The 24,346-nt window shown below is 38.4% G+C and carries 25 protein-coding genes and 1 other annotated feature; of the genes, 24 read left to right on the forward strand and 1 reads right to left on the reverse strand.

Annotation, left to right across the window (positions count from 1 at the left end; genetic code table 11):
- Nucleotides 1-217 precede the first annotated feature (217 nt).
- From LMF89_RS05260 to LMF89_RS05360, 21 genes are all read left to right on the forward strand, one after another.
- Nucleotides 218-658 carry a sigma-70 family RNA polymerase sigma factor gene (locus LMF89_RS05260; RefSeq protein ID WP_229534205.1) on the forward strand — a complete coding sequence of 147 codons (441 nt, stop codon included), beginning with the start codon at nt 218-220 and terminating at the stop codon, nt 656-658.
- Between the two features lie 416 nt (nt 659-1,074).
- Nucleotides 1,075-1,302, forward strand: coding sequence for a helix-turn-helix domain-containing protein (locus LMF89_RS05265; protein WP_229534206.1), 228 nt, complete (start codon nt 1,075-1,077; stop codon nt 1,300-1,302).
- A gap of 30 nt (nt 1,303-1,332) precedes the next feature.
- Entirely contained in the window at nt 1,333-1,512 is a 180-nt protein-coding gene (locus LMF89_RS05270) for a hypothetical protein (protein ID WP_229534207.1), read from the forward strand.
- Nucleotides 1,513-1,747: 235 nt separating this feature from the next.
- Nucleotides 1,748-1,966 (forward strand): hypothetical protein, encoded by a 219-nt coding sequence (locus tag LMF89_RS05275; protein ID WP_229534208.1) that lies wholly within the window; start codon nt 1,748-1,750, stop codon nt 1,964-1,966.
- 48 nt (nt 1,967-2,014) lie between these two features.
- Nucleotides 2,015-2,962 carry a phage tail tube protein gene (locus tag LMF89_RS05280; RefSeq protein WP_229534209.1) on the forward strand — a complete coding sequence of 316 codons (948 nt, stop codon included), beginning with the start codon at nt 2,015-2,017 and terminating at the stop codon, nt 2,960-2,962.
- 22 nt (nt 2,963-2,984) lie between these two features.
- Nucleotides 2,985-3,251 (forward strand): hypothetical protein, encoded by a 267-nt coding sequence (locus LMF89_RS05285; protein WP_229534210.1) that lies wholly within the window; start codon nt 2,985-2,987, stop codon nt 3,249-3,251.
- Between the two features lie 14 nt (nt 3,252-3,265).
- A complete protein-coding gene (locus LMF89_RS05290) occupies nt 3,266-3,568 on the forward strand; it encodes a DUF1799 domain-containing protein (protein ID WP_229534211.1) in 303 nt (100 codons plus the stop codon).
- A 2-nt stretch (nt 3,569-3,570) separates the two neighbouring features.
- Nucleotides 3,571-4,830 (forward strand): hypothetical protein, encoded by a 1,260-nt coding sequence (locus tag LMF89_RS05295; protein WP_229534212.1) that lies wholly within the window; start codon nt 3,571-3,573, stop codon nt 4,828-4,830.
- 8 nt (nt 4,831-4,838) lie between these two features.
- Nucleotides 4,839-5,183 (forward strand): hypothetical protein, encoded by a 345-nt coding sequence (locus tag LMF89_RS05300; protein ID WP_229534213.1) that lies wholly within the window; start codon nt 4,839-4,841, stop codon nt 5,181-5,183.
- 2 nt (nt 5,184-5,185) lie between these two features.
- A complete protein-coding gene (locus LMF89_RS05305) occupies nt 5,186-5,806 on the forward strand; it encodes a DUF1833 family protein (RefSeq protein ID WP_229534214.1) in 621 nt (206 codons plus the stop codon).
- Nucleotides 5,790-6,188: a C40 family peptidase gene (locus LMF89_RS05310; RefSeq protein WP_229534215.1), complete on the forward strand. Its 399-nt coding sequence runs from the start codon at nt 5,790-5,792 to the stop codon at nt 6,186-6,188. Before LMF89_RS05305 ends, LMF89_RS05310 begins: the two co-directional genes overlap by 17 nt.
- A complete protein-coding gene (locus tag LMF89_RS05315; RefSeq protein ID WP_229534216.1) occupies nt 6,181-11,403 on the forward strand; it encodes a TipJ family phage tail tip protein in 5,223 nt (1,740 codons plus the stop codon). The genes LMF89_RS05310 and LMF89_RS05315 overlap by 8 nt, the downstream gene beginning before the upstream one ends.
- Before the next feature lie 2 nt (nt 11,404-11,405).
- On the forward strand, nt 11,406-12,755 hold the full coding sequence (locus tag LMF89_RS05320; protein ID WP_229534217.1) for a pyocin knob domain-containing protein: 1,350 nt from the start codon (nt 11,406-11,408) through the stop codon (nt 12,753-12,755).
- A gap of 13 nt (nt 12,756-12,768) precedes the next feature.
- The gene (locus tag LMF89_RS05325) at nt 12,769-13,143 is read left to right on the forward strand and encodes a hypothetical protein (protein WP_229534218.1); all 375 of its coding nucleotides are present in this window, start codon (nt 12,769-12,771) and stop codon (nt 13,141-13,143) included.
- A 427-nt stretch (nt 13,144-13,570) separates the two neighbouring features.
- The gene (locus LMF89_RS05330) at nt 13,571-14,899 is read left to right on the forward strand and encodes a Tle-like phospholipase domain-containing protein (RefSeq protein ID WP_229534219.1); all 1,329 of its coding nucleotides are present in this window, start codon (nt 13,571-13,573) and stop codon (nt 14,897-14,899) included.
- Nucleotides 14,900-15,195: 296 nt separating this feature from the next.
- Nucleotides 15,196-15,465, forward strand: a complete 270-nt coding sequence (locus tag LMF89_RS05335) for an ACT domain-containing protein (protein WP_007935548.1) — start codon at nt 15,196-15,198, stop codon at nt 15,463-15,465.
- 17 nt (nt 15,466-15,482) lie between these two features.
- Nucleotides 15,483-16,841, forward strand: coding sequence for a PFL family protein (locus LMF89_RS05340; RefSeq protein WP_007953776.1), 1,359 nt, complete (start codon nt 15,483-15,485; stop codon nt 16,839-16,841).
- 149 nt (nt 16,842-16,990) lie between these two features.
- A complete protein-coding gene (nth, locus tag LMF89_RS05345) occupies nt 16,991-17,623 on the forward strand; it encodes an endonuclease III (RefSeq protein ID WP_229534220.1) in 633 nt (210 codons plus the stop codon).
- A 62-nt stretch (nt 17,624-17,685) separates the two neighbouring features.
- A complete protein-coding gene (locus tag LMF89_RS05350) occupies nt 17,686-18,291 on the forward strand; it encodes a peptidylprolyl isomerase (protein ID WP_229534221.1) in 606 nt (201 codons plus the stop codon).
- Between the two features lie 9 nt (nt 18,292-18,300).
- Nucleotides 18,301-18,552 (forward strand): GIY-YIG nuclease family protein, encoded by a 252-nt coding sequence (locus LMF89_RS05355; RefSeq protein WP_229534222.1) that lies wholly within the window; start codon nt 18,301-18,303, stop codon nt 18,550-18,552.
- A 172-nt stretch (nt 18,553-18,724) separates the two neighbouring features.
- Nucleotides 18,725-20,281, forward strand: a complete 1,557-nt coding sequence (locus tag LMF89_RS05360) for an ABC-F family ATP-binding cassette domain-containing protein (RefSeq protein ID WP_007953777.1) — start codon at nt 18,725-18,727, stop codon at nt 20,279-20,281.
- Between the two features lie 133 nt (nt 20,282-20,414).
- Here LMF89_RS05360 and LMF89_RS05365 read toward each other — a convergent pair whose 3' ends face one another.
- A complete protein-coding gene (locus LMF89_RS05365) occupies nt 20,415-21,083 on the reverse strand; it encodes a metal-dependent hydrolase (protein ID WP_229534223.1) in 669 nt (222 codons plus the stop codon).
- Between the two features lie 229 nt (nt 21,084-21,312).
- Between LMF89_RS05365 and LMF89_RS05370 the strand changes: the two genes are divergently transcribed.
- The 3 genes from LMF89_RS05370 to LMF89_RS05380 all read left to right on the forward strand — a co-directional run bounded on the left by LMF89_RS05370 (nt 21,313) and on the right by LMF89_RS05380 (nt 24,340).
- Nucleotides 21,313-21,981: a C40 family peptidase gene (locus tag LMF89_RS05370; protein ID WP_369412560.1), complete on the forward strand. Its 669-nt coding sequence runs from the start codon at nt 21,313-21,315 to the stop codon at nt 21,979-21,981.
- A gap of 82 nt (nt 21,982-22,063) precedes the next feature.
- Nucleotides 22,064-22,311, forward strand: a binding site (T-box leader).
- A gap of 134 nt (nt 22,312-22,445) precedes the next feature.
- Nucleotides 22,446-23,462, forward strand: coding sequence for a 3-deoxy-7-phosphoheptulonate synthase (gene aroF, locus LMF89_RS05375; protein WP_229534224.1), 1,017 nt, complete (start codon nt 22,446-22,448; stop codon nt 23,460-23,462).
- The gene (locus tag LMF89_RS05380; RefSeq protein WP_229534225.1) at nt 23,459-24,340 is read left to right on the forward strand and encodes a prephenate dehydrogenase; all 882 of its coding nucleotides are present in this window, start codon (nt 23,459-23,461) and stop codon (nt 24,338-24,340) included. The genes aroF and LMF89_RS05380 overlap by 4 nt, the downstream gene beginning before the upstream one ends.
- Nucleotides 24,341-24,346 lie beyond the last annotated feature (6 nt).

A 24,346-nucleotide genomic window follows, 5' to 3' on the forward strand; every position in this document is an offset into this window, starting at 1 on the left:
GAAAAACTCTATCTTTTTTTTGTTTGTTTTACATTTTATATTATATTTAGGATTTTATGTCATATTTATGTCAGTTACAAAGCTATTTCAAAGGTGTATGTTTAAATAGTGGAAAGCATTACCAATATTGCTGTAGCTTTATGATGAATAAGGGAGGAATTGAATTTGAAGAAATATGATTAAGTAAAGTCATAAATAGAATCAGGGAGAGAAGTTTATGATAAATGAAGGCAACATGCTTAGTTATGAAAGATTTAAGGGCCTGATGGGCAGAGCCTCATATGATAATAAATTAGCTAATACAAATCAATTTACTAGAAGGGTAGAAGCGGCTTTGTATGATTATCCTATGTGGAAAGTCAATTCAGAACTACTTCAATCTCAATATAAAGGGAATCTGACACTATCGAAGGATATACTGGAATCTCCGACAGAAAGACTAGGTATACGACGTCTTGATTATGTTTCGCATATTAATCTTATAGAAGCCACTATGGCGGTTTTAAGTCCCCTACAGCAAGCCTTTGTTCAGCAAAGATATTTCAGAAGAACTCCTTTCAAGATTATTGCTGAAGAATTGGCAGTAACGGAACGTCATTTATATCGTATTCGGCAAGAGATTATTCGGTTGTTTCAAGTATCTTTTGGTTGGCTTTGAAATGATGTCAATTTGACAGTGAAAAAAAATATACCTATCTAAATTCAAGAAGATTTGTACGGATAAAGAAATGAGGGAAAATATCAAAAGTAGAATTTGATGAGAATTATAAGATGCAAGGCAGCATGCATATGAGAAAAGATACGATAGTTTTAAAAACAAACTATAAGGATGTTCATAGTCAGTTTGATAAGCGAGATTTTTCTGTATATAGTTTTTATATCCTAACGAGTATGTCACATTCATGTAAGTTAGAAATTCAATATAAAGTAGTATATTGATAAAATCGAAAAATATACAAGGGGTGTGATAGTATCGACTACACACAAAAACAAATAAGACGAACTATTGAACGATATCAAGAACTTCGAAGTCTCGCGGAAATTGTGTCTTCAAATTTGGAAGATGTAGGGACTATGGATTTTGTCAAGTGCAAAGGATTTGATCGTATCGTCTGTATATTAGTAGACTTAGATAAATCGATTTTAATGCTTACTCCACGTCAGCGAGAAGTAGTGACTTTTGTTCAAAATGGTTATTCCAATGAAATGATCAGCCGCAAACTTAATCTTAGTGTAGCGACAATAAAATTTCACTTTAATGCAGCAATTTTTAAAATTAGTACCTATCTAAATTCTGATTAATATGTACGGATAGAGAATGAGGGGAGATATATGAAGTATTACACTATTAATATACTTGAAGCTATGTATCGCGAGAAGTATCCTGAATTAGCAGCAACGATAATACATGAAAAGGCAAAGCTGTTGCATAGTCAGCTTAATACACTAGACGTTCGTTGGAAACGTAGTAATCGTTTGTTCTATAGTAAGATTGATCTATATGGAATGTAATAACTAGCTATCAATAGATTGTTTTACTTATAAGGCAATTTTGGACAAACAATTAGAATTTCGAATAGTAATGATAAGAAGATGAATTATTTTAGATAATAGGAACCGCCAAAGAATTTGAATTGATCTTTTTAGCACATGAGGGTGTGTAGTATAAAAAATGGTAGTGGAGGTGCGGGGTATTGAAGAAATAATAATACAAGGTTTTATGTAAAGTGACAAGGAGGAGTTGCAAATGAAGAAGAATTTGATGATGCAGCAAAGTAATGCCAAATTACAAACTTTATTAGAGACGGCATTGGACTTTGCAATGTTGATTACCAATGGAGATCAAGGAAAATTTGAGGTGTTTCGTCGTGTTATGCTTAATAAATATAATGCTTTGAAAAAAATCAATAGTAGAGAAATTAATGGAACACAAGAATGTAAGCAACAAGAAACTAGTAATACTTAAGAGTCTAACAATTATAAAAATGTACAGAAATATTAGGAGGAAATATATATGACTCAGGCACAAGGTGCACAAGGAAGGTTAGTATTTGATTATGAATCCAGTTTTGGGCAGAACCCAACTAATAAAGCGGGGAAAATTTTACCATTCAACACATTAGATGTGAAATCGAAACAAAATTTGAAAGACTTGGCCACTATCACTGGTACACGAAATCCTGTAGCACCTGCTCCTGGTAATATTAGCATAGACGGAAATATTGTTGTACCAATGGATGAAGCAGGTATTGGATATTGGCTAACAGGATTATTTGGTACTCCTGTAACTACAGGCAGCGATGATCCTTATCAGCATGTATTTAAAATCGGTGCAACGCAGCCTTCTATGGTATTGGAAAAGGGATTTACGGATATTGGACAGTATGTACTGTTAAATAGCTGCAAAATTAGTTCTTTTAAAGTAGGCTTTGGTGGTGAAGATGAGTTAACAGCATCTATGACAATTATGGGAGCAAAAGAAGTTCTTACATCTACTCCTTATATGGCGAATCCTTCTAATATGGTTTTATCTCGCTTTACCAACTTGCAAGCGAGCATTGAGGAAGGTGGAGCAGCAATTGCTACTATTACTAAAGGTGATTTTACCATTGATGCTGGGTTGGATGGGACTCAGTATACTATTGGAAATGGTGGTCTTCGCAGCGACATTCCTGCGGGCATCTTTAAGATATCTGGCAGTATAACGGCTCTGTTTGATGGAACTGCATTATTGGAAAAGGCTATCTCAGGGACAAAGTCAAGTTTAAAAGTGAAGTTCTCAGATGAGAGCCACAGTCTAGAATTTTTATTCCCAGAAACTACATATGAACGTAGTACCCCAGGTATAACAGGTCCTGCAGGTGTTTTAATTATACTGCCCTTCCATGCTTTTTATGAATCAAATGCTGATAATTCTGCAGTGAAAGTTACGCTGGTTAACGGCGTCGCCAGTTACCTATAATTACAGAAAAGGGAGATTACTTATGACGATATTACCGCAAGCAAGGGCTATGAGCCGCAATGAATTGAAATCTTTTCGTGCTGCTGGTTTGGATCCGGTATTTTTTGATTCTACAAGTGATAATCAATTATCATTTTTAAAATTGACAGTCTTAGGAAATGACTGGATTTTGGATAATATTTATAAAGATCATGATTTTGATGACGTACCTAATAATCAACTTGTAGAATTGGCAGAGAAAACTTTTCGTTTGACGTATGGCTTGGAGAAAGAAGTAAAAAACTCCTAGCGGTCTGGAAATGGGTGTCAGGCAGGCGGCAGGAATATTGCGAAGCCTGCCGTAAAACCCAAACTCAGGCCGATAATAAAATTAAATGCAAGACTTGTGAAGCACGTTGTCCTGAAATTATGCTGGAAAACCGTGAGGTATGGCAGCTATGGATCTATGTGAATACCCAATGGCGTGTAAGTAATAGTGGAATAGTTGGCTTAGACTATACCGCTGTTTTTGCCATAGCAGAAGTTTATGGTATTGAGCTAACTCCAACGTTATGTAGAAAAATAAAAGCATTGGAAATATATGAAATACGGAGACAGGAGGTGTAAGAATGTATCAGATACTTTCGGATGAAGGGTTTGCCGATATTTTAATAGCTAAGTTGGTAGGCAGTGATTTTGGACAAAAGATTGCCGCAGCATGTGAAATGGAGCAACAGTTATTAGAAAAGTTGAATTCTCTGGCAGATAACGTTCAGAAAGTTGGGCAGCAACCAGCTAATGGATCGGGCTCATCAAAGACAGCAGCTCAAGATAGTAAAAATAAGAGTGATGCTATTTCAAATGAATTTGATAAGTTAGTGCAAGCTTCGTTAGATCGATTGAAAAATTATGCGCAGGAACAGTTGAAAAGTGTTATAGCGCATAAAGAATCCTTGTCAGAAGGTCTAAAAAATATATTTAAAAATATATCAACAGAAATTCCTGGACTATTAACTGCATTACTTGGTAAAAAAATGCTAGATTTATTTGATGGATGGTGGCCTAAAATTAGCAAATCATTTGAGGAAAAATTAGCTAAGATATTTAAGATTGACAAAAACAAGGACAATAGTCAATCTTTCAGTGCAGATAAAAAGCAGTCTGTTAATAATATCTCAAATGATAACGCAAAGGGTTCACAATCGGGGCAACAAAAAACAAATGAAAAGCTAAGTGACATACAGATAAATTCTGATTCATACAAGACAGATACGGCCGTGAACGTATTTAAGAAAGATATGATTGAGAAGAAAACGAATTATGCGCAGATTATGGAAGATTCTTTCAATCGTATAAATAGTAGTACTGAGCAACATTTTAACAAAATGCTTACAGGTGCAGAATCTTTTAGTAAAGGCTTTAAAGGTATTTTCAAGGATATGACAATAGAGATCAGCAAGATGCTCCTTGAGATATTCTATAAGAAGGTTATAGAAAAACAATTGGGTGAGTGGTTTGGAAATTTCTTAGGTGCGATATTTAAAGCGGATGGTGGACCGGTATCATCACAAACATCCTATATCGTGGGGGAAAGAGGACCAGAACTATTCGTCCCTGATCAGTCGGGAACCATTATTCCAAACCATCGTTTAGATGAAACTATATCTATGGCAAAACAGCAAGTTACAAGTGGTACCAATTATACTCCATCAGTAACAGGAGGTCAAACACCACCTGTTATTGTTAATGTTGTCAATAAGTCTGGAGTAAAAGCCAATACAAAGCAGGAGACAAGTTGGGACGGACAGCAGTATGTTATTAATGTTGTCATGGATGCTTATGCACGTAATGTGAATGGTATGCGTGATGTACTGGGAGTAAGGAGGTAATAATCAATATGACATTGTCAGTATTTCCGAATGTAGCAAATCCTGTATATCCGCTTGATGAAGGGCGGGAGAATCCTGCAATATCCTCCCAAATGGAAAATGGAATGGTGATATCCAGACCAAGGTTTACGCGCATCCGTAAAAAATGGATATTAAAATGGACTGCTCTTAAAAATAACGAATATCAAGTTCTTATGAATTTTTGGGAACAAATGTGTGGCGGTAGCCAAGAATTTCAATGGGTCAATCCTGTCACTGGTGTTAGCTATATTGTACGCTTCACAGGTGAAATAAATTTTCATTTAACTTCTCATGATATGTGGGAAGGAGAGATTACCTTGCAGGAGGTTTGATTATGGCACTAAACTTATCGAATATTTCAATTATAGAAAAAAATAAATTAACTTCTGATGGGGCATGGCTGGTTCTACTGGAAATTCAAATAGCAAAAGATCTAATTATTAGGATTGTACGTAATACAGAAGATATTGTATGGAATGGTTATACATGGGTGGCATTTCCTTTTGAGTTAGATGAAATTAAAGAAACTTCTCAAGGTGAACTTCCGCAAATTCCGGTACGTGTTTCTAATATCTCTCGGAGTATTCAACAATATATTGAACAGGCCAATGGTGGCGTTGGAGCTACTGTAATGTTACGCGTAGTTCATTCTCAGCATCTTGATATAGCAGCTGCTGATATAGAAGAAACTTTTACAGTACAGCAAGTTAGTTCAGACAGTATGTGGGTGACATTTAGTTTAGGCGGCGATATGCCTACGATGCTTCGTTTTCCATTTCGGAGAGTTTTGAAAGATTATTGTCCGTTTACGTATAAAGGAATTGAGTGTGGAGCACAATCCCATCAAGAAACTTGTAATAAGACATTAGGTGATTGTCGAGAGCGGGGGAATGCAGCACGTTTTGGGGGCGAACCCAGTATACCCCAGGGAGGTATTTATGCATCAAATCGATAAATTGATAGGTAAGCCATTTGTGAATGGTGGCAGAGGCCCCGACAATTATGATTGTTGGGGTCTTGTTTGTGAAGTTTTTAAGATGTATGGGATTAAATTACCAGATTATAAAATCAGTTGTGAGGATGTTAGCCGTATAGACGGTGAAATCGATGAGCAGAGAAATCGATGGTGCAGGTGTGATGGGGAAATCCCCGTACCTGCTCTTGTTGTTATGAGGTTCAATCAGGCTATATTTTGTAACCATACTGGAGTTTACATAGGTGATGGTAGATTTATTCATACTGCTGAGAAAATGGGCGTTCATATTGATCATATTGATAGTCCAGCATGGCGACGCAAAATTGAAGGACTTTACGTGCCGGGGTGGTTAAATGGCTGACATAACTTTAACAATACTAAGAAACCCCTTTAACCTTAGTGATAGGGAGATAAAAAAGATAGCGTATATACCAGGAAAAACGATAGGGGAATATATTCAGCCCATTATGATGGGAATTGATTTAGACGAAATGGTATTAAGTCGTAATGGCACTATCGAAGACAAAGGAAAGATTGCTTCCATACTTGTTGAAAGTGAAGATAATCTAGTAATATGCCCCCTCGTAGGTAAAGGTGGAGGGAAAAATATTCTAAGAACGATTGCTTCCATAGCACTCATGGCATATGCAGGTAATGTAGCGGGAGGGCTATGGAATAGCGGTACTGCAACCTTTTGGACAGGGCTTGCAGCAGGAGCAATTAGCGCGATTGGCGGTATGCTCATTAATCACATGTTCCCACAGCCTACAGCAGACATGCCAGCAATGGACATGGCGACATCTACTCCAACCTATTCATGGGGAAATTTACAGTCCCTCTCTGGTCAAGGAAATACCTTGGCTGTCACTTATGGAACTATGCGGACAGCAGGACAAATTTTGTCTCAGCATATTACCAATGGTGATGGGGATAAACAATACCTAAATATCTTGCTATGTGGTGGTGAAGGACCAGCCGATAGTATTACAGATATAAAAATTAACGATAATCCAATAGAAAATTATCATGATGTTTCAGTGGATATACGTTTAGGAACGAATGACCAGACAGCAATTCCTAATTTCAATGATATATATGCCGATCAAATACTAAGCTATGAACTGGCTAATGATGATACCTGGTCAACCCATCAAACTGAAGGAAATGGCGGAGAAGGTCTTGAGATCACCTTTGAATTACCTGGGGGATTGTATCATGTAAATGATAATGGCGATTTAGAAAATGCTACTGTTAAACTTAATGCACAATATAAACAAATCGGGCTGTCAGAATGGAACGATTGGTTGGAGGCACATATTTACAAGGTGTCTTCTTCTGTTAAAGAAAGCATTGGAAGTGTTCAATCTTTAAGTGTTGGGCAAAACCCTATTGCTGAAACATGGACATTAAGTAGTATAGGGGGGAATTTGTTTTCAGTTGTAGGATCCGTCTCAGGGCGAAAAGCTGATGCTAAAGTTGGAGTTGCTTATAATAACGGTTTAATCGGTTTTACGATTATAGGAAATAGATTGGGTTTTTTAGGGGGATTTTATAACGCGAAGTTTACATTAGTTGTTAAGATTAATGAATTAGTTGTAACGGCGGCAAAAAATAGCCCAGTTCGTAAGGTATATCGTATTGACAATCTACCTGCTGGACGCTATGAAGTTCGTGCGAAATGCAGCTATAAATCAGGTACGACGACAAGAGATAGCACTCGAATGTGCTGGACGCAGCTCAGTCATATTAGCTATGATGATTTCTGCCGTTCCGGTAAAATGCTCGTGGGTATCAAAGCCTTAGCGACTGATCAGTTAAGTGGCGGTATACCGACAGTGACCTGGTTACAGTCAGTTAGCGATATTAACGTGTATAACCCTAATACTGAAAAATATGAGCAAAAATCGGCTCGTAATCCAGCGTGGGCTGCATATGATCTGTTACATCGTTGTAAAATCATAAAAAATACTAAAACAGAGATGGTAGAAAATGTAGTTTTTGGTATTTCGGCGAATCGAATTGACTATCAAGCTTTTGTCGATTGGGCTGCATTTTGTACGGAACGGAAGTTAGAGTTTGAGTATATATTTGATACTGCCTCTGATTTGTGGAGTTCCTTGCAAAAGCCAGAAAGTGTGGGAAGGGGGAAAGTCATACTAAAAGGAACTCGCTATTCCTGTGTTTGTGATAGACCGACTCAGCCTGTACAACTCTTCACTATGGGCAATATGGTGCAGGATAAATTCCAAGAAGACTTTTTGGGGATGAAGGATAGAGCAAATGCAGTTGAAATATCCTTTATAAATAAAGACAAAGGATATCAAAAGGATACACTTACTATATATGGAGATGATTGGGATAATAATCAGATAATTCAAAATTCAACTCAGATTACCTTGTATGGTTGCACATCTTATCAGCAAGCTTATCGTGAGGGCAAATATCGTCTAAGGTTAAATAAATATTTGCAGCGTACCATATCCTTTGATGCTGATATTGATGCTATTGCCTGCCAAGTAGGAGATGTAATTTTAGTCCAGCATGATATACCGCAGTGGGGTTATGGAGGTAGGGTACTGGCTGCAACAGAAGATACCATTCAATTTGATCGTAGTGTTACGATGGAACCGGGTAAACAATATTCGGTTATGGTGCGATTTGCAGATGATACTCTTGTAGAGAGACAGATCCTTGGAGTTGTAGCAGAAACAGATACCGTGACAATATCAACCCCATTTTCATCTATTCCGCAAAAATGGGATGTTTTTAGTTTCGGTGAAACCCACAAGGTAACTAAACCCTTTAGAGTTTTGAATATTAGCCGTTCCCAGGAATTTAAACGCAGTATTACAGCACTGGAATATGTTGAAGGTGTTTATACGGAAGCAGATACTATTCCAGTAATTGATTACAGTGATTTGGATGATAATGTTCCAGAGGTAGGAAACTTGAACTTAAGGCAGCTAACCTATAGGCAGAAGGACGGAACTATTGTATCTGAAATAGACTGCTCATGGGTAGTACCTAAAAAATATATCAAGAATTCAATTGTCTGGTACAGTATGGATGAGGGGCAATCATGGCTTTTATGGGGAAATACTACGAATAATTTGGCGGTGATTACAGGAGTTAAATCTCAAGAAACATATTTGGTTAAAGTATGTACGCTGAATAATTCCGGTGTAATTTCACCAGGCGTTATATCAAAAGAAATTTATATTACAGGTAAGGATCAGCCTCCGTCTAATATCGACAGTATAGTAGCAGAGGTTAATCCCAGTGATAGTACCAAATTAATTCTTAGATGGTCTGCTGTTACCGATATTGATTTAAAAGGCTATCAAATATCGGAAGGTAATAGGGTAGTAACTCCAACACCAATCAATGATAATCAATATATTTTTACAGCTACAAGCAGTAGGCAATACAATTTTAGCGTCGTAGCTATTGATAACAGTGGTAACCCATCTATTATACCAGCGAAAATATCTATAAATATTATTATCGAACCAGCTCAAGTGGCTGGTTTTGTTGCGATAATCCAAGATACTGACCGTAGTCGGCTGATTTTTTCTTGGGACGCTAATCAAGAGAAAGACCTTGCATATTATGAAATTAGGGTAGGGGACGATTGGCCAACAGCAGCGCTCATAACTACACAGCTAAAAGCTACAACCTATGCACATACATTGAGCGCAGAGGGGAGTCAAAACTTTATGATAAAGGCAATTAGTATTGCAGGATATGAAAGCCTACAAGCAGTGGAAAAACGCTTACAAATTACCTTGCGTCCTGATGCTCCTACAAACCTACAAGGGTATCAAGACATTAGTGATCGCAGCAAGTTAATCCTGTCTTGGACAGCTCCTGCAGGTCATGACATTGCAGGCTATATTATAACTTGTGGCTCACAAACGTATTTTACAAAAGAGACTACCTATGTTTATACAATTCCCCAAAGTGATACCTATGATTTTACGTTTAAATCCAGGACAGTGGCAGGATATGAATCAAATGCAGCAAACATAGCTGTAACTGTCATGATTGAGCCAGGAGATGTTACAGGCTTTGCAATTAGTCAAGACATGAGTGATCACAGCCTATTACGTTTAAAGTGGGACAATGCACTGTATGCTGATCTCGCATTTTTTGAGGTTCGAGAGGGTGTAAGTTGGGATGATGGGATGTTAGTAGCTACAGGTGTTACAGGGCTGGAATACAATGTTAGAATTAATCAAGAGCGTGAATATAGCTATTGGATTAAAGCGGTTAGTCGCGCAGGTAAATACAGCCAGTATCCTGCAAATAGCAAGGAAATATATGATTTAAATCCCGCTCCTGTGACCAACATAATAGTTTCCCAGGATATAAATGATAGGTCTTTGGTTAGTGTTGAATGGACAGGTATATCCGAATTAGATTTTGCTTACTATGATGTGCGATATGGGTGGACTTGGGGAGAGGCTATAAAGCTAACGCAGACTAAAGAAACAAAATATCAATTTCGTCCCACAGATGGTGGAAACGTAAAAATATTGATTAAAGCAATTAGCACTGCAGGATTTTATTCAGATGAAGCATCTGGGAGTCTATACGCCCTTATGGAACCTCAGAATGTAGAAAATTTTATTGTACAGCAAAATGGTGAGTATGTGGAACTATATTGGGATAGGGCGGTTGAGCATGATGTTGTCGGGTTTGAAATCAGAGAAGGCTGGACGTTTGAATATGGACAGCTAATTGCTACAAATGTAACCGGTAACAACTATAAATACAAGGTTGATTTCGATGGTATCTATCATTATTGGATTAAGGCTATTAATCGAAGCAATCGGTACTCTCTCTCTGCAGTAGACCAACAGTTGGCAGTAGTTGACCTGCCGCCTAAAAACGTCATCCAATCATTTGATGAAATCGTCATGCAGAGTGGATCATACATTAACACTGAATTTGGTGTGAGTGATATAAACTGGCAAACCATCGGAGGGCGATGGAGTGATTACTCAACGACCAAATTTGAGGAAGTCGGCGGCAGGCAAGTCCTAAGACTCAAAAAAGATGTAAACGGAAATTATCCTACATCTGGCACCTATATGTGTGAGCAAATAGACGTAGGCAGGATAATCACAGCTAATATAGCTATAAAATTCCTTTCTACTGTGAAATTTCTTGGGGATACGTCGGCTGTACTACAAATGCGTACATCGAAAGATAATAGCGAATGGAGTGTTTGGAAAGATTTCCTGCCTGCTAAATTTGTATTTCGGTATATCGAGCTAAGAGTTATCTTAACAACTTCTAATCCTACCAAAACTCCTGAAGTAAATAGGTTTGATGTTATGGTAGACTTACCGGATATTGAAAAAGCAGGAACCATAGATGTCCCTATAGGTGGTATTCGTATTACTTATAATACAGATTTTTTTATTGTTCCTATCGTGACCCCTTATGCAATTGGTGAGGCGGTACATGCAGAGACTACAAATCGTGATAAAACAGGGTTTACTGCAAGAATATTAAATTTAAGCAACCAGGACGTAGGTGGTACTATGGACTGGCGAGCAAGGGGGTATTAATAATGGCATACGATGCAACAAAGCCAGAGGATACGGGATTCCTGTCAGAAGCTCCAAACGAGTTAAGAAATAATTTCAAAGGACTAAAAGAAGACCAAATTGTTGATGCCGCACTATTGAAAGGATTGGTACCAGGGAATGGAAATGGACAAATCCCTGTAAATAATGGAACGGAATGCGAGAACTTAAACGCCGCTATGCTTAGCGGAAAAACACCGAGTGACTTTGCACCGAAAGTACACACACATAATACTGTAACTGTAAGTTCTGACGGTTTCATGACCGCTGCACAAAATAATAAGCTCGCAGGTATTGCAACAAATGCGGAAGTCAACCAAATGGCGTTTAGTAATGTGCTTGTAGGCAGTACAACGATCCAAGCGGATAGCAAAACAGACACGTTAGAAATGGTTGCAGGAACCAATATAGCTATTATTCCAGATGCGGCCAATGATAGGGTTACCATTGGGGTTAGTGGTAAGGTTGGTAGTGCAGCAACTGCCGATAGTTGTATAGGAAATTCCGCTACAGCAACTAAGCTAACTACTGCTAGAACCATAGCAACATCGGGAGATGCCATTGGAGCGGCTGTAGCCTTTGATGGAACGGCAAATGTTACGATCCCCCTCACACTAGCCGCAAGCGGAGTGGCGGCAGGTACCTATAAAAGCGTTACTGTTGATGCAAAAGGTAGAACCATCGCAGGAACTAACCCGACGAAATTATCAGAATTTGGAATTGTTGATGCTTTTACCAAATTGGAAGCAACGGCTAATTTTGCACCTGGAAGCTATGGACTTGGAACATTAGCAAAAGACATATCGGGGCAAGGTATATCAGTAATAAAAGGAAAAAGTGGGTTTTATAGAGGTAATAATGTTGGCAGTGCGCCTAACTCAAATTGGTGGTATTTTAACGTAATTGCACATGATCCAAATTCTTATACTACTGTTGAAGCAATTAACTTTTTTGGAACAGATAAATATACCGCACGATGGGATAACGGAAACTGGTCTGGATGGACGCGAATTGTCACAGCAAATATGATACCAGCAAATGCCCTTGGAGATGCAGGAAGTTATTTTGCAGCAAATGGTTATCAAAGGTTAAGCAATGGATTAATCTTGCAATGGGGGTCTGTAAATCAAACAGGAAACACAAGTACGTTAAGAAGTTTTCCAATTGTATTCCCAAATGATTGCTTATGTTGTTTCGGCGGAAAAACTTCACCCCGAGCAAGCGCAGCAGATGGAAACTCTGCTGGAGCCTATAAAGTTAGTAATATACAATTTCAAACTTATGCCGATGATAATGGTTCAGATACACTTTCTTGGCTTGCTATAGGTTATTAAAGGGGGAATAAATATGTATTATGGTAATTACGATCCAAATGGAACCTATATAGGCTTCTATGTGAAAGATATTCACGGAGATAATATTCCTACATCGAATATCGAACTATCGGAAGCCGAATGGCAGGAAGCTCTGACAGGCAATTATAAAGTTATTGGGGGTAAACATACCTATTGCGACTCAGAGCTACCCGCTGAGGGGGAAATAGAAGACCAAAAGCTGGCTATCCTTGATGCTGAATATCAGCAACAATTTGCAGAGCTATCACAAGCGTTAGGTATAGCAACATTGGCAGAAAATACGAATTTAACTACCAGTATCAAGGCAGATTACTTGACCTTGAAAACTGAATATGATACAAAGCGAGGTGAGGTAAATGGCGGTTAAAAGGTGTTTTGTATGTGGGGCAAAAGAAAACAACAGCAAATGTACAAATCAAGATTGTAGTCGTAGCAAGTAAGGATCAATAGGTTCTATCTTTTTATATTGAGTTACAAATCATGGTGCACCTAGCCGAAACCTTGTTTATGGACCAATGCAAATAATTGAGTTGTGTTGATTTCTATGGTGATAGTATTTGTTATATTTTGGCGCTTGGCTTATGTCAAGCGCCTTTTTAATACTAAATTTGAACTATTATCCTGTTTGTTGTAAGTCTCTACTATAAGTACAGCAAGAGTAGTGAGCTTAAGTAATTATTAGACAGATTAAAACATAACAGTCCTACAAGCGATATGCCCAAGAAGAAGGGTACGTGTAAAGAGAAAACTTGAAAATGGAGTGATAAACTTAGTGAATAAGGAGGGAGAGTTCTATGTCAGAGATTTCTACACATGATTATGTAGCTTTAAGTTCATGTGTATATAAACATGGGCTTGTTCCAGAAGGGTATAATTTAGTAGATTATTGGGATGAAGCGGGTTTTTACGGAGCTGCATATAGTCGGTTAAACTCCGACGACATTGTCATTGCATTTCGTGGCACAGAACTCACTGATCGTTTTGATATTCTTGATGATATTAAGATCATATTAAATATGGCTCTAGACCAAACAGAATATGCATATTCGTTTTATCAACAAGTTAAAAGAATATACTCTAATGCCACTATCTCTTTGACTGGGCACTCTCTGGGGGGGGCGTTGGCACAATTAATAGCTGTATTAATTGCCCGAGATGAAGGGATCGAGATTCATACGGAAACTTTTAATGCACCTGGAGTTACTGACATTGCTCAAATTTATTGGAGTGATTTTCGGAATTACAATAAATTTGATGTTGAAAATTATTATAACTCTCATGATCAAATTGGAAAATTTGGAACACATATTGGCGTAGTGAAAGAAATCGATCCTTTTGATTTATATAAAAAGAAGCTGGGTGAAAGGGGATTCAATGGAAACGAAGATCCAGTCGATTATCGGGAAAAGTTTTATTTTTTCCCAAATACTCATTATATAAAATTTTTTGAAGAATATTATAATGTTGAAGAAAATAGTTTTAAACAAATAGAAATAGAGGAAAGTTCTGTTCCTGATTTTGTACCAAACAAACAAATTTGGGCTGATACTAATGATCAAGCTAATGAAGAACAAGATTCAATCATTGTAGCATATGATTTCAATAGTTACGATATAGTACCTGCTTCTTATATGAATGTTCTAGAAGTTCGCTCAGAGAAAGTGAATGAAATATCTCAGCTAAAACAAGCCCAGCTGCAGCGACAGGGTGACAAATTTACATTTCGGCAAGAAAGGTTTTATGAAAATTATGATGAGAAGTTCAAAAGTTTATCAAAAGATTTAATTACAATAGCTAATGGTATGTATAATCAATCTGACAGCTTGATGCTTCAAATGAGTAAAAATTTATTAAGTACTTTTTCTAATCAAGACCAGGATGATGAAGAGACAGGTACTACAGTTTCTCTGCCAAGTAATAATGGCATGTTTAATAATAATTTTGTGCCCCAATACCAACCTAAGTATGATTCTGGTCAGGTTTCCTTGCAAGGTGGAATGAAGTCGCGAAAGACAACGGTTAATGTTGTCAACAATCTTGGGATTTCTCTTTCTGCGGTTTCCAATACTCGCTGGAATGGACAGCAGTATATTGTGGAAGTAGCATTGAGTGAGCAGTCGTGACTTCTTTAGAGTGCTTTTAGAATAAACAAATTAAATATATCAGAAAGACTAACATCCGCGTTTGCAAGGAATCCTAAAGCAATTGCACGCGGATATATTTTTTTTGCACAAATTGAATAAGGAAATTAATATCAGAATATAAAAACTTTTTCACAAAGCCTTGGCTTTTCCATTTATTCTCGTATAATAGATATAAAGTAACATCTTTAGTAGTGTTACAAATGTATTTTTATAATAGACAGGGGATAATGCAGGTATTATAATAAAAAGATCTACAAAAAATGGAGAGTGAAAAAATGAAAGCAGTAATTACAATTGTGGGACAGGATAGAGTGGGAATTGTAGCAATGGTTAGTGAAATTTTGGCGGTTAACAGTGTGAATATCTTAAATATTAATCAAAATATTTTAGATGGATTTTTTAATATGGTAATGATTGTGGATATGGCAAGCAGCAAAGTAAGTCTTAAAGATATGCAGCAGATTTTAAAGGGAAAAGGCGATGAACTTGGTTTGGATATAAAAGCGCAGCATGAAGATATTTTTCAAATCATGCATCGGATATAAAGTTAGGAGGAACGTTGATGTTAACAATTCAGGAAATATTAGAAACGAATCGGATGATTGAGCAAAACAATTTTGATGTTCGTACCATTACATTAGGCATTAGCTTACGAGATTGCTGTCATCCTGATATAAAAATCTTCTGTCAGAACATTTATGAGAAGATTACGCGGGCAGGAGAGCATTTGGTTCGTACTGGGGAAGATATTGAAGCAGAATACGGTATACCTATTATTAATAAACGTATTTCTGTGACGCCCATTGCCATAGTTGCTGAGAGTTGTCATGCTGATAGCTATGTTCCTGTGGCCCAGGCTCTAGATGCTGCAGCCAAAACCGTTGGTGTTAACTTTATTGGCGGTTTTTCGGCTTTAGTTGAAAAAGGATATACAAAAGGGGATCGGATTTTGATCCAATCGATTCCAGAAGCTTTGGCACAAACGGAAAGAGTCTGTTCTTCCATCAATCTGGCATCTACCAAGGCGGGAATTAATATGGATTGTGTACGAGAAATGGGGCAAATTATTAAACGAACTGCTGAACTTACTAGTGACCGTGATGCTCTAGGGTGTGCAAAGTTAGTGGTTTTTGCAAACGTCCCTGAAGACAATCCCTTTATGGCTGGTGCTTTTCATGGTGTAGGAGAAGCGGAAAAGGTAATCAGTGTAGGAGTCAGTGGTCCTGGTGTGGTAAAACGCGCTTTGGAAGAGGTAAGAGGACAAGATTTTAGCGCTGTGGCAGAAACCATCAAGAAAACTGCCTTTAAAATTACACGAGTAGGACAACTTGTTGCCCAAGAGGCTTCCAGGCGGATGGGTGTGCCTTTTGGTATTATTGATTTGTCATTGGCACCTACACCAGCAGTCGGTGATAGTGTTGCACATATTTTAGAAGAAATGGGTTTGGAAAGCTGTGGTGCACCTGGTACTACTGCAGCGTTAGCAATATTGAATGATGCAGTGAAAAAGGGCGGGTTAATGGCTTCATCTCATGTTGGCGGGTTAAGCGGAGCCTTTATTCCTGTAAGCGAAGATGCAGGAATGATTGCAGCAGTAGAACGCGGCAGTTTAACATTGGAAAAATTAGAAGCGATGACTTGTGTCTGCTCAGTAGGGCTTGATATGATTGCTGTAGCGGGAGATACATCTGCTGCTACTATTTCAGGTATTATTGCAGATGAAGCAGCAATTGGCATGATTAATAACAAGACGACAGCGGTACGTATTATTCCTGTTCCAGGTAAAAAAGTCGGTGACAGTGTAGAATTTGGCGGTCTTTTGGGATATAGTCCGATTATCCCTGTGAACACTTTTAAATCCGATGACTTTATTGCCCGGGGTGGCAGAATTCCTGCGCCGATACGCAGTTTGACAAATTAGTCAGATTGTTTTACATTAAAGATAACCCTTTCATTTAGTAGAAAGGGTTATCTTTTTGCTTTCTACAGATTACAAAGAGTAAACACCTGCACACATTAAAAAGTAATTATAGTGATATTTCGATAAGTTTACTTTTTTAGGAGGAACATATGCGTATTACCAAAGCTGTCAAACAAGAAATGTTATCTATATTAGAAGAACGTTATCAAGGTACTGCCACAGCGCTCGATTATTCTTCCCCCTTTGAACTACTAATTGCTGTAGTTTTATCTGCTCAATGTACCGATGTTCGGGTTAATATTATAACGAAACGTCTATTTCCTGAATATAATACGCCCAAAAAGATTAAAGAGATGGGTTTGGAAAAGCTAGAGGCATATATTCGAGATTGTGGATTATATCACAGTAAGGCTCGCAATATTATGGCGACTTGTGATATTTTATGCCGAGAATATGATGAAAAGGTTCCAGAAACCTTTGAGGAATTAATTACCCTGCCAGGTGTTGGCAGAAAAACGGCAAATGTCGTATTAAGTCAATTATTTAACATTCCGGCAATTGCTGTAGATACTCATGTGTTTCGAGTATCCAATCGACTGGGATTAGCCAAAGGAGATACCCCATTGGCTGTAGAAGAAAGGCTGATGAAAGCGATACCTCGCAATAAATGGAGTGATGCTCATCATTGGCTTATTTGGCATGGACGAAAAATTTGTAAAGCGCGGAAACCAGAGTGTAATACCTGTCCTTTAGCTGCATTATGCCCAAGTAAGATTCTCTAAAGTTGTGATTTTCTGTAGTGATGATATAATAGGAAGGTAATTTAAACTACGGGAGGAATATCATGTCAAAGAAGATTGTAAGTATACTGCTTGTTTTATTTGTACAAGTATTTTTGATTGCCGGGTGCTCTGGTAATACTGGCAATACAGGTAGTCAGGCTGCTCCAGAGAGCACACCGAAACAAACAACGACGGCAAAAAAGAATAGTATAGCTAAATTTGAGACTTCAAAGGGTGACTTTAAAATAGAATTATTTGAAGACAAAGCACCTGCCACGACTAAGAATTTTATTGACCTGGTAAATAAAAAGTTCTATGATGGATTGATCTTTCATCGGGTTATCGATGGATTTATGATTCAAGGCGGTGATCCTAAGGGAAACGGTACAGGGGGACCTGGGTATACTATTAAAGATGAGTTTCACCCTGATTTAAAACATGACAGCGCTGGCGTCCTTTCTATGGCCAACGCGGGACCGAATACAGGTGGATCACAGTTTTTCATTACATTATCGCCTACATCTTGGTTGGATAAAAAACATGCAGTTTTTGGTAAAGTCACTACTGGTTTAGAGGTTGTTCAAGCAATTGGCAAAGTTAAAGTCGGGGCAAACGACAAACCTGCAGAAGATGTTGTAATCAAAAAAATTACCATTGAGCAGCCGTAGTAGAGTAATATGCCATATACGTATATTGTTCAGTGTGCTGATGGTACTTTATATACTGGTTGGACAGTGGATTTGGAGAAGCGGCTTGCTGCCCACAATGAGGGAATTGGTGCTAAATATACCAGCAGCCGTGTACCGGTAACCCTTGTTTATTGGGAATCCCAAGAAAATCAAAGTGCTGCACAAAAACGTGAAGCGAGAATAAAAAAAATGCCTCGATGTAAAAAGTTGGATTTAATCCGTGAATTTGTCAATAGTTAGCCGATGAGAAAACTATGAATGACAAGGGCGCAAAGGTATGTAAACATTGCATGCCGTTGCGTTTTTGTGGTTGAATGGATTATCTATTTTGACACAATAGGTTTTACAAGCTACAATAATAAAGCTATCGAAAAAAGTTAAAAGAAAAATTTAAACAATGCAGGTGAATAGATTGAGCGTATTAACAGTAGAAAATGTAACCCATGGCTTTGGCGGCAGACAAATACTAGAAAATGCATCCTTTCGTTTATTAAAAGGAGAACATGTTGGTTTAATTGGAGCAAATGGTGAAGGAAAATCTACCTTCTTAAATATTATTACAGGGCAATTAATGCCTGATGAAGGCAAGGTAGAATGGTCGAATCGAGTAACAGTCGGATATTTAGATCAGCACACAGTATTGAGTAAAGGAAAAACCATCCGGGAAGCACTGCGGGAAGCTTTCCAAGGCATGTTTGATCTGGAGGCTGAAATGCTGGCGATTTATGATACCATGGGGGATGCATCACCTGCAGAGCTAGATAAAATGATGGAAGATGTAGGCGAGATTCAGACGATTTTAGAGACAAACGGTTTTTATATGATTGATGCCAAAATCCTTGAAGTAGCAAATGGTTTAGGATTGGCTGAAATCGGTCTTGATAGGGATGTAGCCGATTTAAGTGGCGGGCAAAGAACAAAGGTATTATTAACTAAATTATTATTGCAGAATCCAACTATTTTACTCTTAGATGAGCCTACGAACTATTTGGATGTAGAGCATATTGAATGGTTAAAGCGATATTTAAAAGAATATGAGAATAGCTTTATCTTAGTCTCTCATGATATTCCCTTCTTAAACGAAGTTGTAAATGTCATATATCATGTGGAAAATACGATATTGACACGCTATACAGGAGATTATGAGCAGTTTCAACAATTATACAATATACGAAAAGGGCAAGAGTCGAAAGCCTACGAACGACAGCAACAAGAAATTGATCGATTAGAAGACTTTATTTCCCGTAATAAAGCTCGTATCTCTACTACCGGACGAGCAAAAAGTCGGCAGAAGCAATTGGATAAAATGGAAGTACTGGAAAAGCCGCGGGAGAAACCAAAAGCAACCTTTCGTTTTAAAGAAGCAAGAACGCCAAGCCGCATGATTGTTGAGGCTGAGGATTTAGTATTGGGCTATGATGAACCGTTAACGAGACCCGTTACATTTCAATTAGAGCGGGGCCAGAAGGTAGCCATTCGTGGTGTCAATGGTTTAGGAAAAACTACGCTTTTAAAAACCATCTTGGGGAAAATTCAGCCAGTCGCAGGCAAGGTGGAACTTGGTGATAATCTGCACTCAAGTTATTTTGAACAAGAATCCAATCGCCATAATAACAATACCGCCATGGAGGAAGTATGGCAGGAATACCCTGGACTAAGCCACTTTGAAGTACGCCAGGCATTAGCTCGTTGTGGATTGACGAATGATCATATCACCAGCCAGATGATGGTATTAAGCGGTGGTGAAAATGCAAAAGTACGATTATGTAAATTAATGCTGACGGAGGCAAACTGGCTCGTATTAGATGAACCTACCAATCACTTGGATGTAGATGCCAAAGCAGAGCTGAAAAAAGCTCTCGCTGAATTTAAAGGAACTGTTCTTTTGGTATCTCATGAACCAGACTTCTATGAAGACTGGGTAACACATATCTGGAACGTCGAAGATTGGACAACAAAAGTTATATAATGTGTAATAAAAAATCGCTCCTCACAGTGGGAGCGATTTTTTATTACACATTATGAATCGCAAAAGCACAATGCCCCTGCCGCGGCAAGCCCTTTGTGTCCTTCGCATCTTTGTGGTTCGATTGTTTTAAGTTTTAAAGCAAAGTTTCTTCACCGGGATTTATGATATGTACAGGAATATTAAAACGTTCTTCCACGTCTTTCTTAAAGGCTGATGGGTCCTGAGCAATGAGAGGCCAAGTGTTATAGTGCATAGGTATGACATTGCCAGGCTTTAATAAATTAGCAGCTTCGGCAGCATCTGGTGGCCCCATGGTGTAATTGTCACCAATTGGCAGTAAGGCATAATCAATTTTTTCTAAACGCCCAAGCAATGCCATGTCACCAAAGATACCTGTATCACCAGCAAAATATATTGTCTTACCGAAAAAGTTGACAATAAAACCACAGGCATGACCACCTGGTATACCTGAACCGTGGAAGGCAAGGGTGATTCGCACATAACCGAAATCAAAGGAATGCTTACCGCCAATATGCATGGCATGAGTAGTACAGCCTTGTTCATTGCAAAACTTAGCTATCTCAGCAGTGGCAATGACAGTTGCACCTGTGCGTTGGGCAATAGCGACAGTATCACCTAAATGATCATCGTGACCGTGGGAAGTTAGAATATAGCTGCAGTTTATTTCTTCTGGCGATAGGGTTGCCTTTGGATTACCGGTAAAAAAGGGATCAAATACAATAGAAATTTGATTGTAGGTAAGCTGAAAACAAGCGTGACCGTGAAATTTTAATGTAATCATAGTAGCCTCCTGTTATTTTCTCTTATTGATAGTATACAAGGAACTTTCCAGGAAAATCAATAATGAAGGCTTAATTTACGTAAAGTTTTACATCAGCTCTTCGTTTCCGCTAATAGAAGAGCCTTAGATTTAATATATGAAAAATTACTGAATAGGGATGCAATTGCAGGATTTTGGCAGTATTTAACGAAATATGTGAGTAATTAGAAAGAAACGGGGGAATGCCTAAGTGGGAATTATGGCAAGAGGGTTATTATTAGGTCTTTTATTTTCCATAATGCCGTTATTTGTATATGCTGCTGACACTCAATTCAAAGAAGGCGACCAAGGGAGTGAAATTGCAGCAATACAAATGAAGCTGAAGGAAAAGGGCTATAAAATTACCAGGATTAATGGCAAATTTACAGCAGAGACAACGAAGGCTGTTCGCAGTTTTCAAAAGCGGCAAAAGCTCAAATCCGACGGAATTGTTGAGAATAGAACCTATTATATATTAATGGGAAAAAATTTAAAAGTGGGTAATGAAAAGGTACAGGATAAGGCAAAACAAATAACAGATACAGCTAAAACCTATGTAGGCGTACCTTATAAGTTTGGCGGTACTAACCCCAAAGGGTTTGATTGTTCCGGTTTTGTTCAATATGTATTTCATCAAAGAAAAATAACCTTGCCGCGGGCTGCGGATGCTCAGTATAAGGTGGGGAAAGCAATAACGCAAAAAGAGCTTAAACCAGGGGATTTAGTCTTTTTTAGTACCTACGAAAAAGGTGCTTCCCATTGTGGTATTTACTTAGAACAGGGTAAATTTATTCATGCATCCAGCCATGGTGTAATAGTCAGTCACTTAGACGAAAGTTACTGGAAGACACGATATCTTGGTGCGAGGCGAATTATTTAATATACAAAAAATAAAAATGTCCTTGAATGCTTGACAGTAGTGTAAAGTTTTGTTATATTATCATTAAATCAAATAAAGATTTGTAAATATGATGAATAGGATAAGTAAATTGGTAGCATTTTTCAGAGAGCCAGGGGGTGGTGTGACCTGGTAAATGTACTGATTGAAATACACCTAGGAGTAGCAGGTTGAAAGGTAACAAGTAGACCGTGCCGGAATGCCACCGTTATTAAAGGCTAGAGTATCAGGTTAACTGCCTCGTACTTGAAGAGTAATCGGCTTGCAATGCAAGCAGGGTGGTACAACGAGCAATAGCATCTCGTCCCTGTATAGGGATGAGGTGTTTTTTTATTTATATAAATGAGGAAGTGGTTAAGCTAATTTATATAAATGCAATCTCAATCTGCCACTTATCAAAACTTGTGGTGTAAATTTAAAATAAAAATGTAGAGGGGATACAGATTATGATTACTGTAATGGGACCAGAAGCAACACAAGAGCAAGTACATGTAATAATGAATAAGTTAACAGCCTTAGGTTTAAAGGTGCATTTGTCAGAAGGTGCGACTCGTACGATCATTGGAATCATTGGTAATAAACAGTTGATTGCTCAATTATCGATAGAGGCCATGGATGGTGTGGAAAAAACAGTATCTGTGACTGTCGATTATAAGTTAGTTAGTCGTGAATTTAAGCAGGACGATACGATTGTGGACGTTGGTGGTATTTTGATTGGAGGGAATCATTTGGCAGTTATGGCTGGACCCTGTGCAGTTGAAAGCCGGGAACAGCTATTACAGTCGGCCTTTATTGTCAAAGAAGCAGGTGCACAATTTTTACGTGGAGGAGCGTACAAACCCCGAACCTCTCCTTATGCTTTTCAAGGGTTAGAGGAAAAGGGCCTAGAAATGTTGGCGGAAGCAAGAGAGAAAACGGGACTGAAAATAGTGACTGAAGTTGTGGATGTTGAGTCAGTGCCTGTGGTCAGTGCTTATGCTGACATGCTGCAAATCGGCTCACGCAATATGCAAAATTTCCAGTTGCTCAAAACAGTAGGAAAAACCAATAAGCCTGTATTATTAAAGCGTGGCTTATCGGCAACTATTAATGAATGGTTGAATGCTGCGGAATATATTATGAGTGAAGGAAATTACAATGTAGTATTATGCGAACGTGGTATTCGAACCTATGAAGAATATACGCGAAATACCTTGGATTTAAGTGCAGTGGCGGCAGTGAAAAACATTAGTCATCTCCCGATTATCGTAGATCCTAGTCATGGTACAGGTCGCTGGAAATTAGTGCGTCCTATGGCCAGAGCTGGTATTGCTGCTGGTGCCGATGGACTTATGATTGAGGTTCACCCAAATCCTGCAGAAGCTTTATCCGATGGCAAGCAATCTTTAACTCCGGAGAATTTTGAACTGACGATGCAAGAAGTCAAAACAATTGCTCAGGTCATGGGGAAGGTTATGGCATGAAAGTGAAGCGTATTACAATCATTGGCTTAGGGCTAATCGGTGGTTCCCTTGGCTTAGCATTGAAGAAGCAGTGTGGAGAAGAGCTAAGAGTAACAGGAGTTGATTATGAGCAAGAAACTTTAGAGCTCGCTGTACAGCGCGGTGCTGTAGATTACAGTACGAATGATTTGAAAAAGGGCGTAGAACAAGCTGATATTATCTTTTTATGTACTCCTGTACTTCAAATCATACCGATTGTAGAACAAATTTTGCCCTATGTAAAAGTCGGCGGGATTTTAACAGATGTAGGTAGTACTAAAGGGTTCTTAGCAGAAAAATTGCTATGCATGATGCCTTTTGGCGTTCATTATGTGAGTGGACATCCTATGACAGGGATCGAGCGAAGTGGTATTATGGCAGCGGATCAAGGATTATTTAAAGATAAATGGTATATTCTAATCCCCGAAGCATCTACCTCTCCTGAGGCTGTTGAAATCATCTCTCAGACACTTACCTTGACAGGAGCTAGGATTACTACAATGGACTTGGCCGATCATGATCAATGTGCGGCAATCATTAGTCATATTCCACATGTAGTAGCTGCTGCTCTTGTGAACCTCTTAGGCAAATATCCAGCTTTGGAAGAAAGTTTTAAATTAGTAGGTGGCGGGTTTCGTGATACTACCCGTATTGCTTCCTCTAATGCCGATATGTGGGCAGACATCTGTTTGACCAATTCTCAGCCTATTACCCAAAGCCTATTGCAGGTGAAAGAGTTGCTGGATGAAATGATTCAAGCTGTAGAAAAAGCTGATCGGCCAGCCATACATCATTTTTTCAAGAGAGCGAAAGTTCGGAGGGATATTTTAATAGAAAAAACAGACTCCCATGTCGTCTAAAGGCAT

The organism is Pelosinus baikalensis (assembly GCF_020819555.1).
In the GTDB taxonomy this organism is placed as follows: Bacteria; Bacillota; Negativicutes; order DSM-13327; family DSM-13327; genus Pelosinus; species Pelosinus baikalensis.

What these genes read in the sequence shown, in the direction of transcription:
- LMF89_RS05285 (WP_229534210.1), top strand. Translation starts at nt 2,985, where the DNA reads ATGACGATATTACCGCAAGCAAGGGCTATGAGCCGCAATGAATTGAAA.
- LMF89_RS05305 (WP_229534214.1), top strand. Translation starts at nt 5,186, where the DNA reads ATGGCACTAAACTTATCGAATATTTCAATTATAGAAAAAAATAAATTA.
- LMF89_RS05265 (WP_229534206.1), top strand. Translation starts at nt 1,075, where the DNA reads ATGGATTTTGTCAAGTGCAAAGGATTTGATCGTATCGTCTGTATATTA.
- LMF89_RS05270 (WP_229534207.1), top strand. Translation starts at nt 1,333, where the DNA reads ATGAAGTATTACACTATTAATATACTTGAAGCTATGTATCGCGAGAAG.
- LMF89_RS05295 (WP_229534212.1), top strand. Translation starts at nt 3,571, where the DNA reads ATGTATCAGATACTTTCGGATGAAGGGTTTGCCGATATTTTAATAGCT.
- LMF89_RS05325 (WP_229534218.1), top strand. Translation starts at nt 12,769, where the DNA reads ATGTATTATGGTAATTACGATCCAAATGGAACCTATATAGGCTTCTAT.
- LMF89_RS05340 (WP_007953776.1), top strand. Translation starts at nt 15,483, where the DNA reads ATGTTAACAATTCAGGAAATATTAGAAACGAATCGGATGATTGAGCAA.
- LMF89_RS05280 (WP_229534209.1), top strand. Translation starts at nt 2,015, where the DNA reads ATGACTCAGGCACAAGGTGCACAAGGAAGGTTAGTATTTGATTATGAA.
- LMF89_RS05260 (WP_229534205.1), top strand. Translation starts at nt 218, where the DNA reads ATGATAAATGAAGGCAACATGCTTAGTTATGAAAGATTTAAGGGCCTG.
- LMF89_RS05310 (WP_229534215.1), top strand. Translation starts at nt 5,790, where the DNA reads ATGCATCAAATCGATAAATTGATAGGTAAGCCATTTGTGAATGGTGGC.
- nth (WP_229534220.1), top strand. Translation starts at nt 16,991, where the DNA reads ATGCGTATTACCAAAGCTGTCAAACAAGAAATGTTATCTATATTAGAA.
- LMF89_RS05355 (WP_229534222.1), top strand. Translation starts at nt 18,301, where the DNA reads ATGCCATATACGTATATTGTTCAGTGTGCTGATGGTACTTTATATACT.
- LMF89_RS05365 (WP_229534223.1), bottom strand. Translation starts at nt 21,083, where the DNA reads ATGATTACATTAAAATTTCACGGTCACGCTTGTTTTCAGCTTACCTAC.
- aroF (WP_229534224.1), top strand. Translation starts at nt 22,446, where the DNA reads ATGATTACTGTAATGGGACCAGAAGCAACACAAGAGCAAGTACATGTA.
- LMF89_RS05350 (WP_229534221.1), top strand. Translation starts at nt 17,686, where the DNA reads ATGTCAAAGAAGATTGTAAGTATACTGCTTGTTTTATTTGTACAAGTA.
- LMF89_RS05300 (WP_229534213.1), top strand. Translation starts at nt 4,839, where the DNA reads ATGACATTGTCAGTATTTCCGAATGTAGCAAATCCTGTATATCCGCTT.
- LMF89_RS05335 (WP_007935548.1), top strand. Translation starts at nt 15,196, where the DNA reads ATGAAAGCAGTAATTACAATTGTGGGACAGGATAGAGTGGGAATTGTA.
- LMF89_RS05330 (WP_229534219.1), top strand. Translation starts at nt 13,571, where the DNA reads ATGTCAGAGATTTCTACACATGATTATGTAGCTTTAAGTTCATGTGTA.
- LMF89_RS05320 (WP_229534217.1), top strand. Translation starts at nt 11,406, where the DNA reads ATGGCATACGATGCAACAAAGCCAGAGGATACGGGATTCCTGTCAGAA.
- LMF89_RS05315 (WP_229534216.1), top strand. Translation starts at nt 6,181, where the DNA reads ATGGCTGACATAACTTTAACAATACTAAGAAACCCCTTTAACCTTAGT.
- LMF89_RS05275 (WP_229534208.1), top strand. Translation starts at nt 1,748, where the DNA reads ATGAAGAAGAATTTGATGATGCAGCAAAGTAATGCCAAATTACAAACT.
- LMF89_RS05380 (WP_229534225.1), top strand. Translation starts at nt 23,459, where the DNA reads ATGAAAGTGAAGCGTATTACAATCATTGGCTTAGGGCTAATCGGTGGT.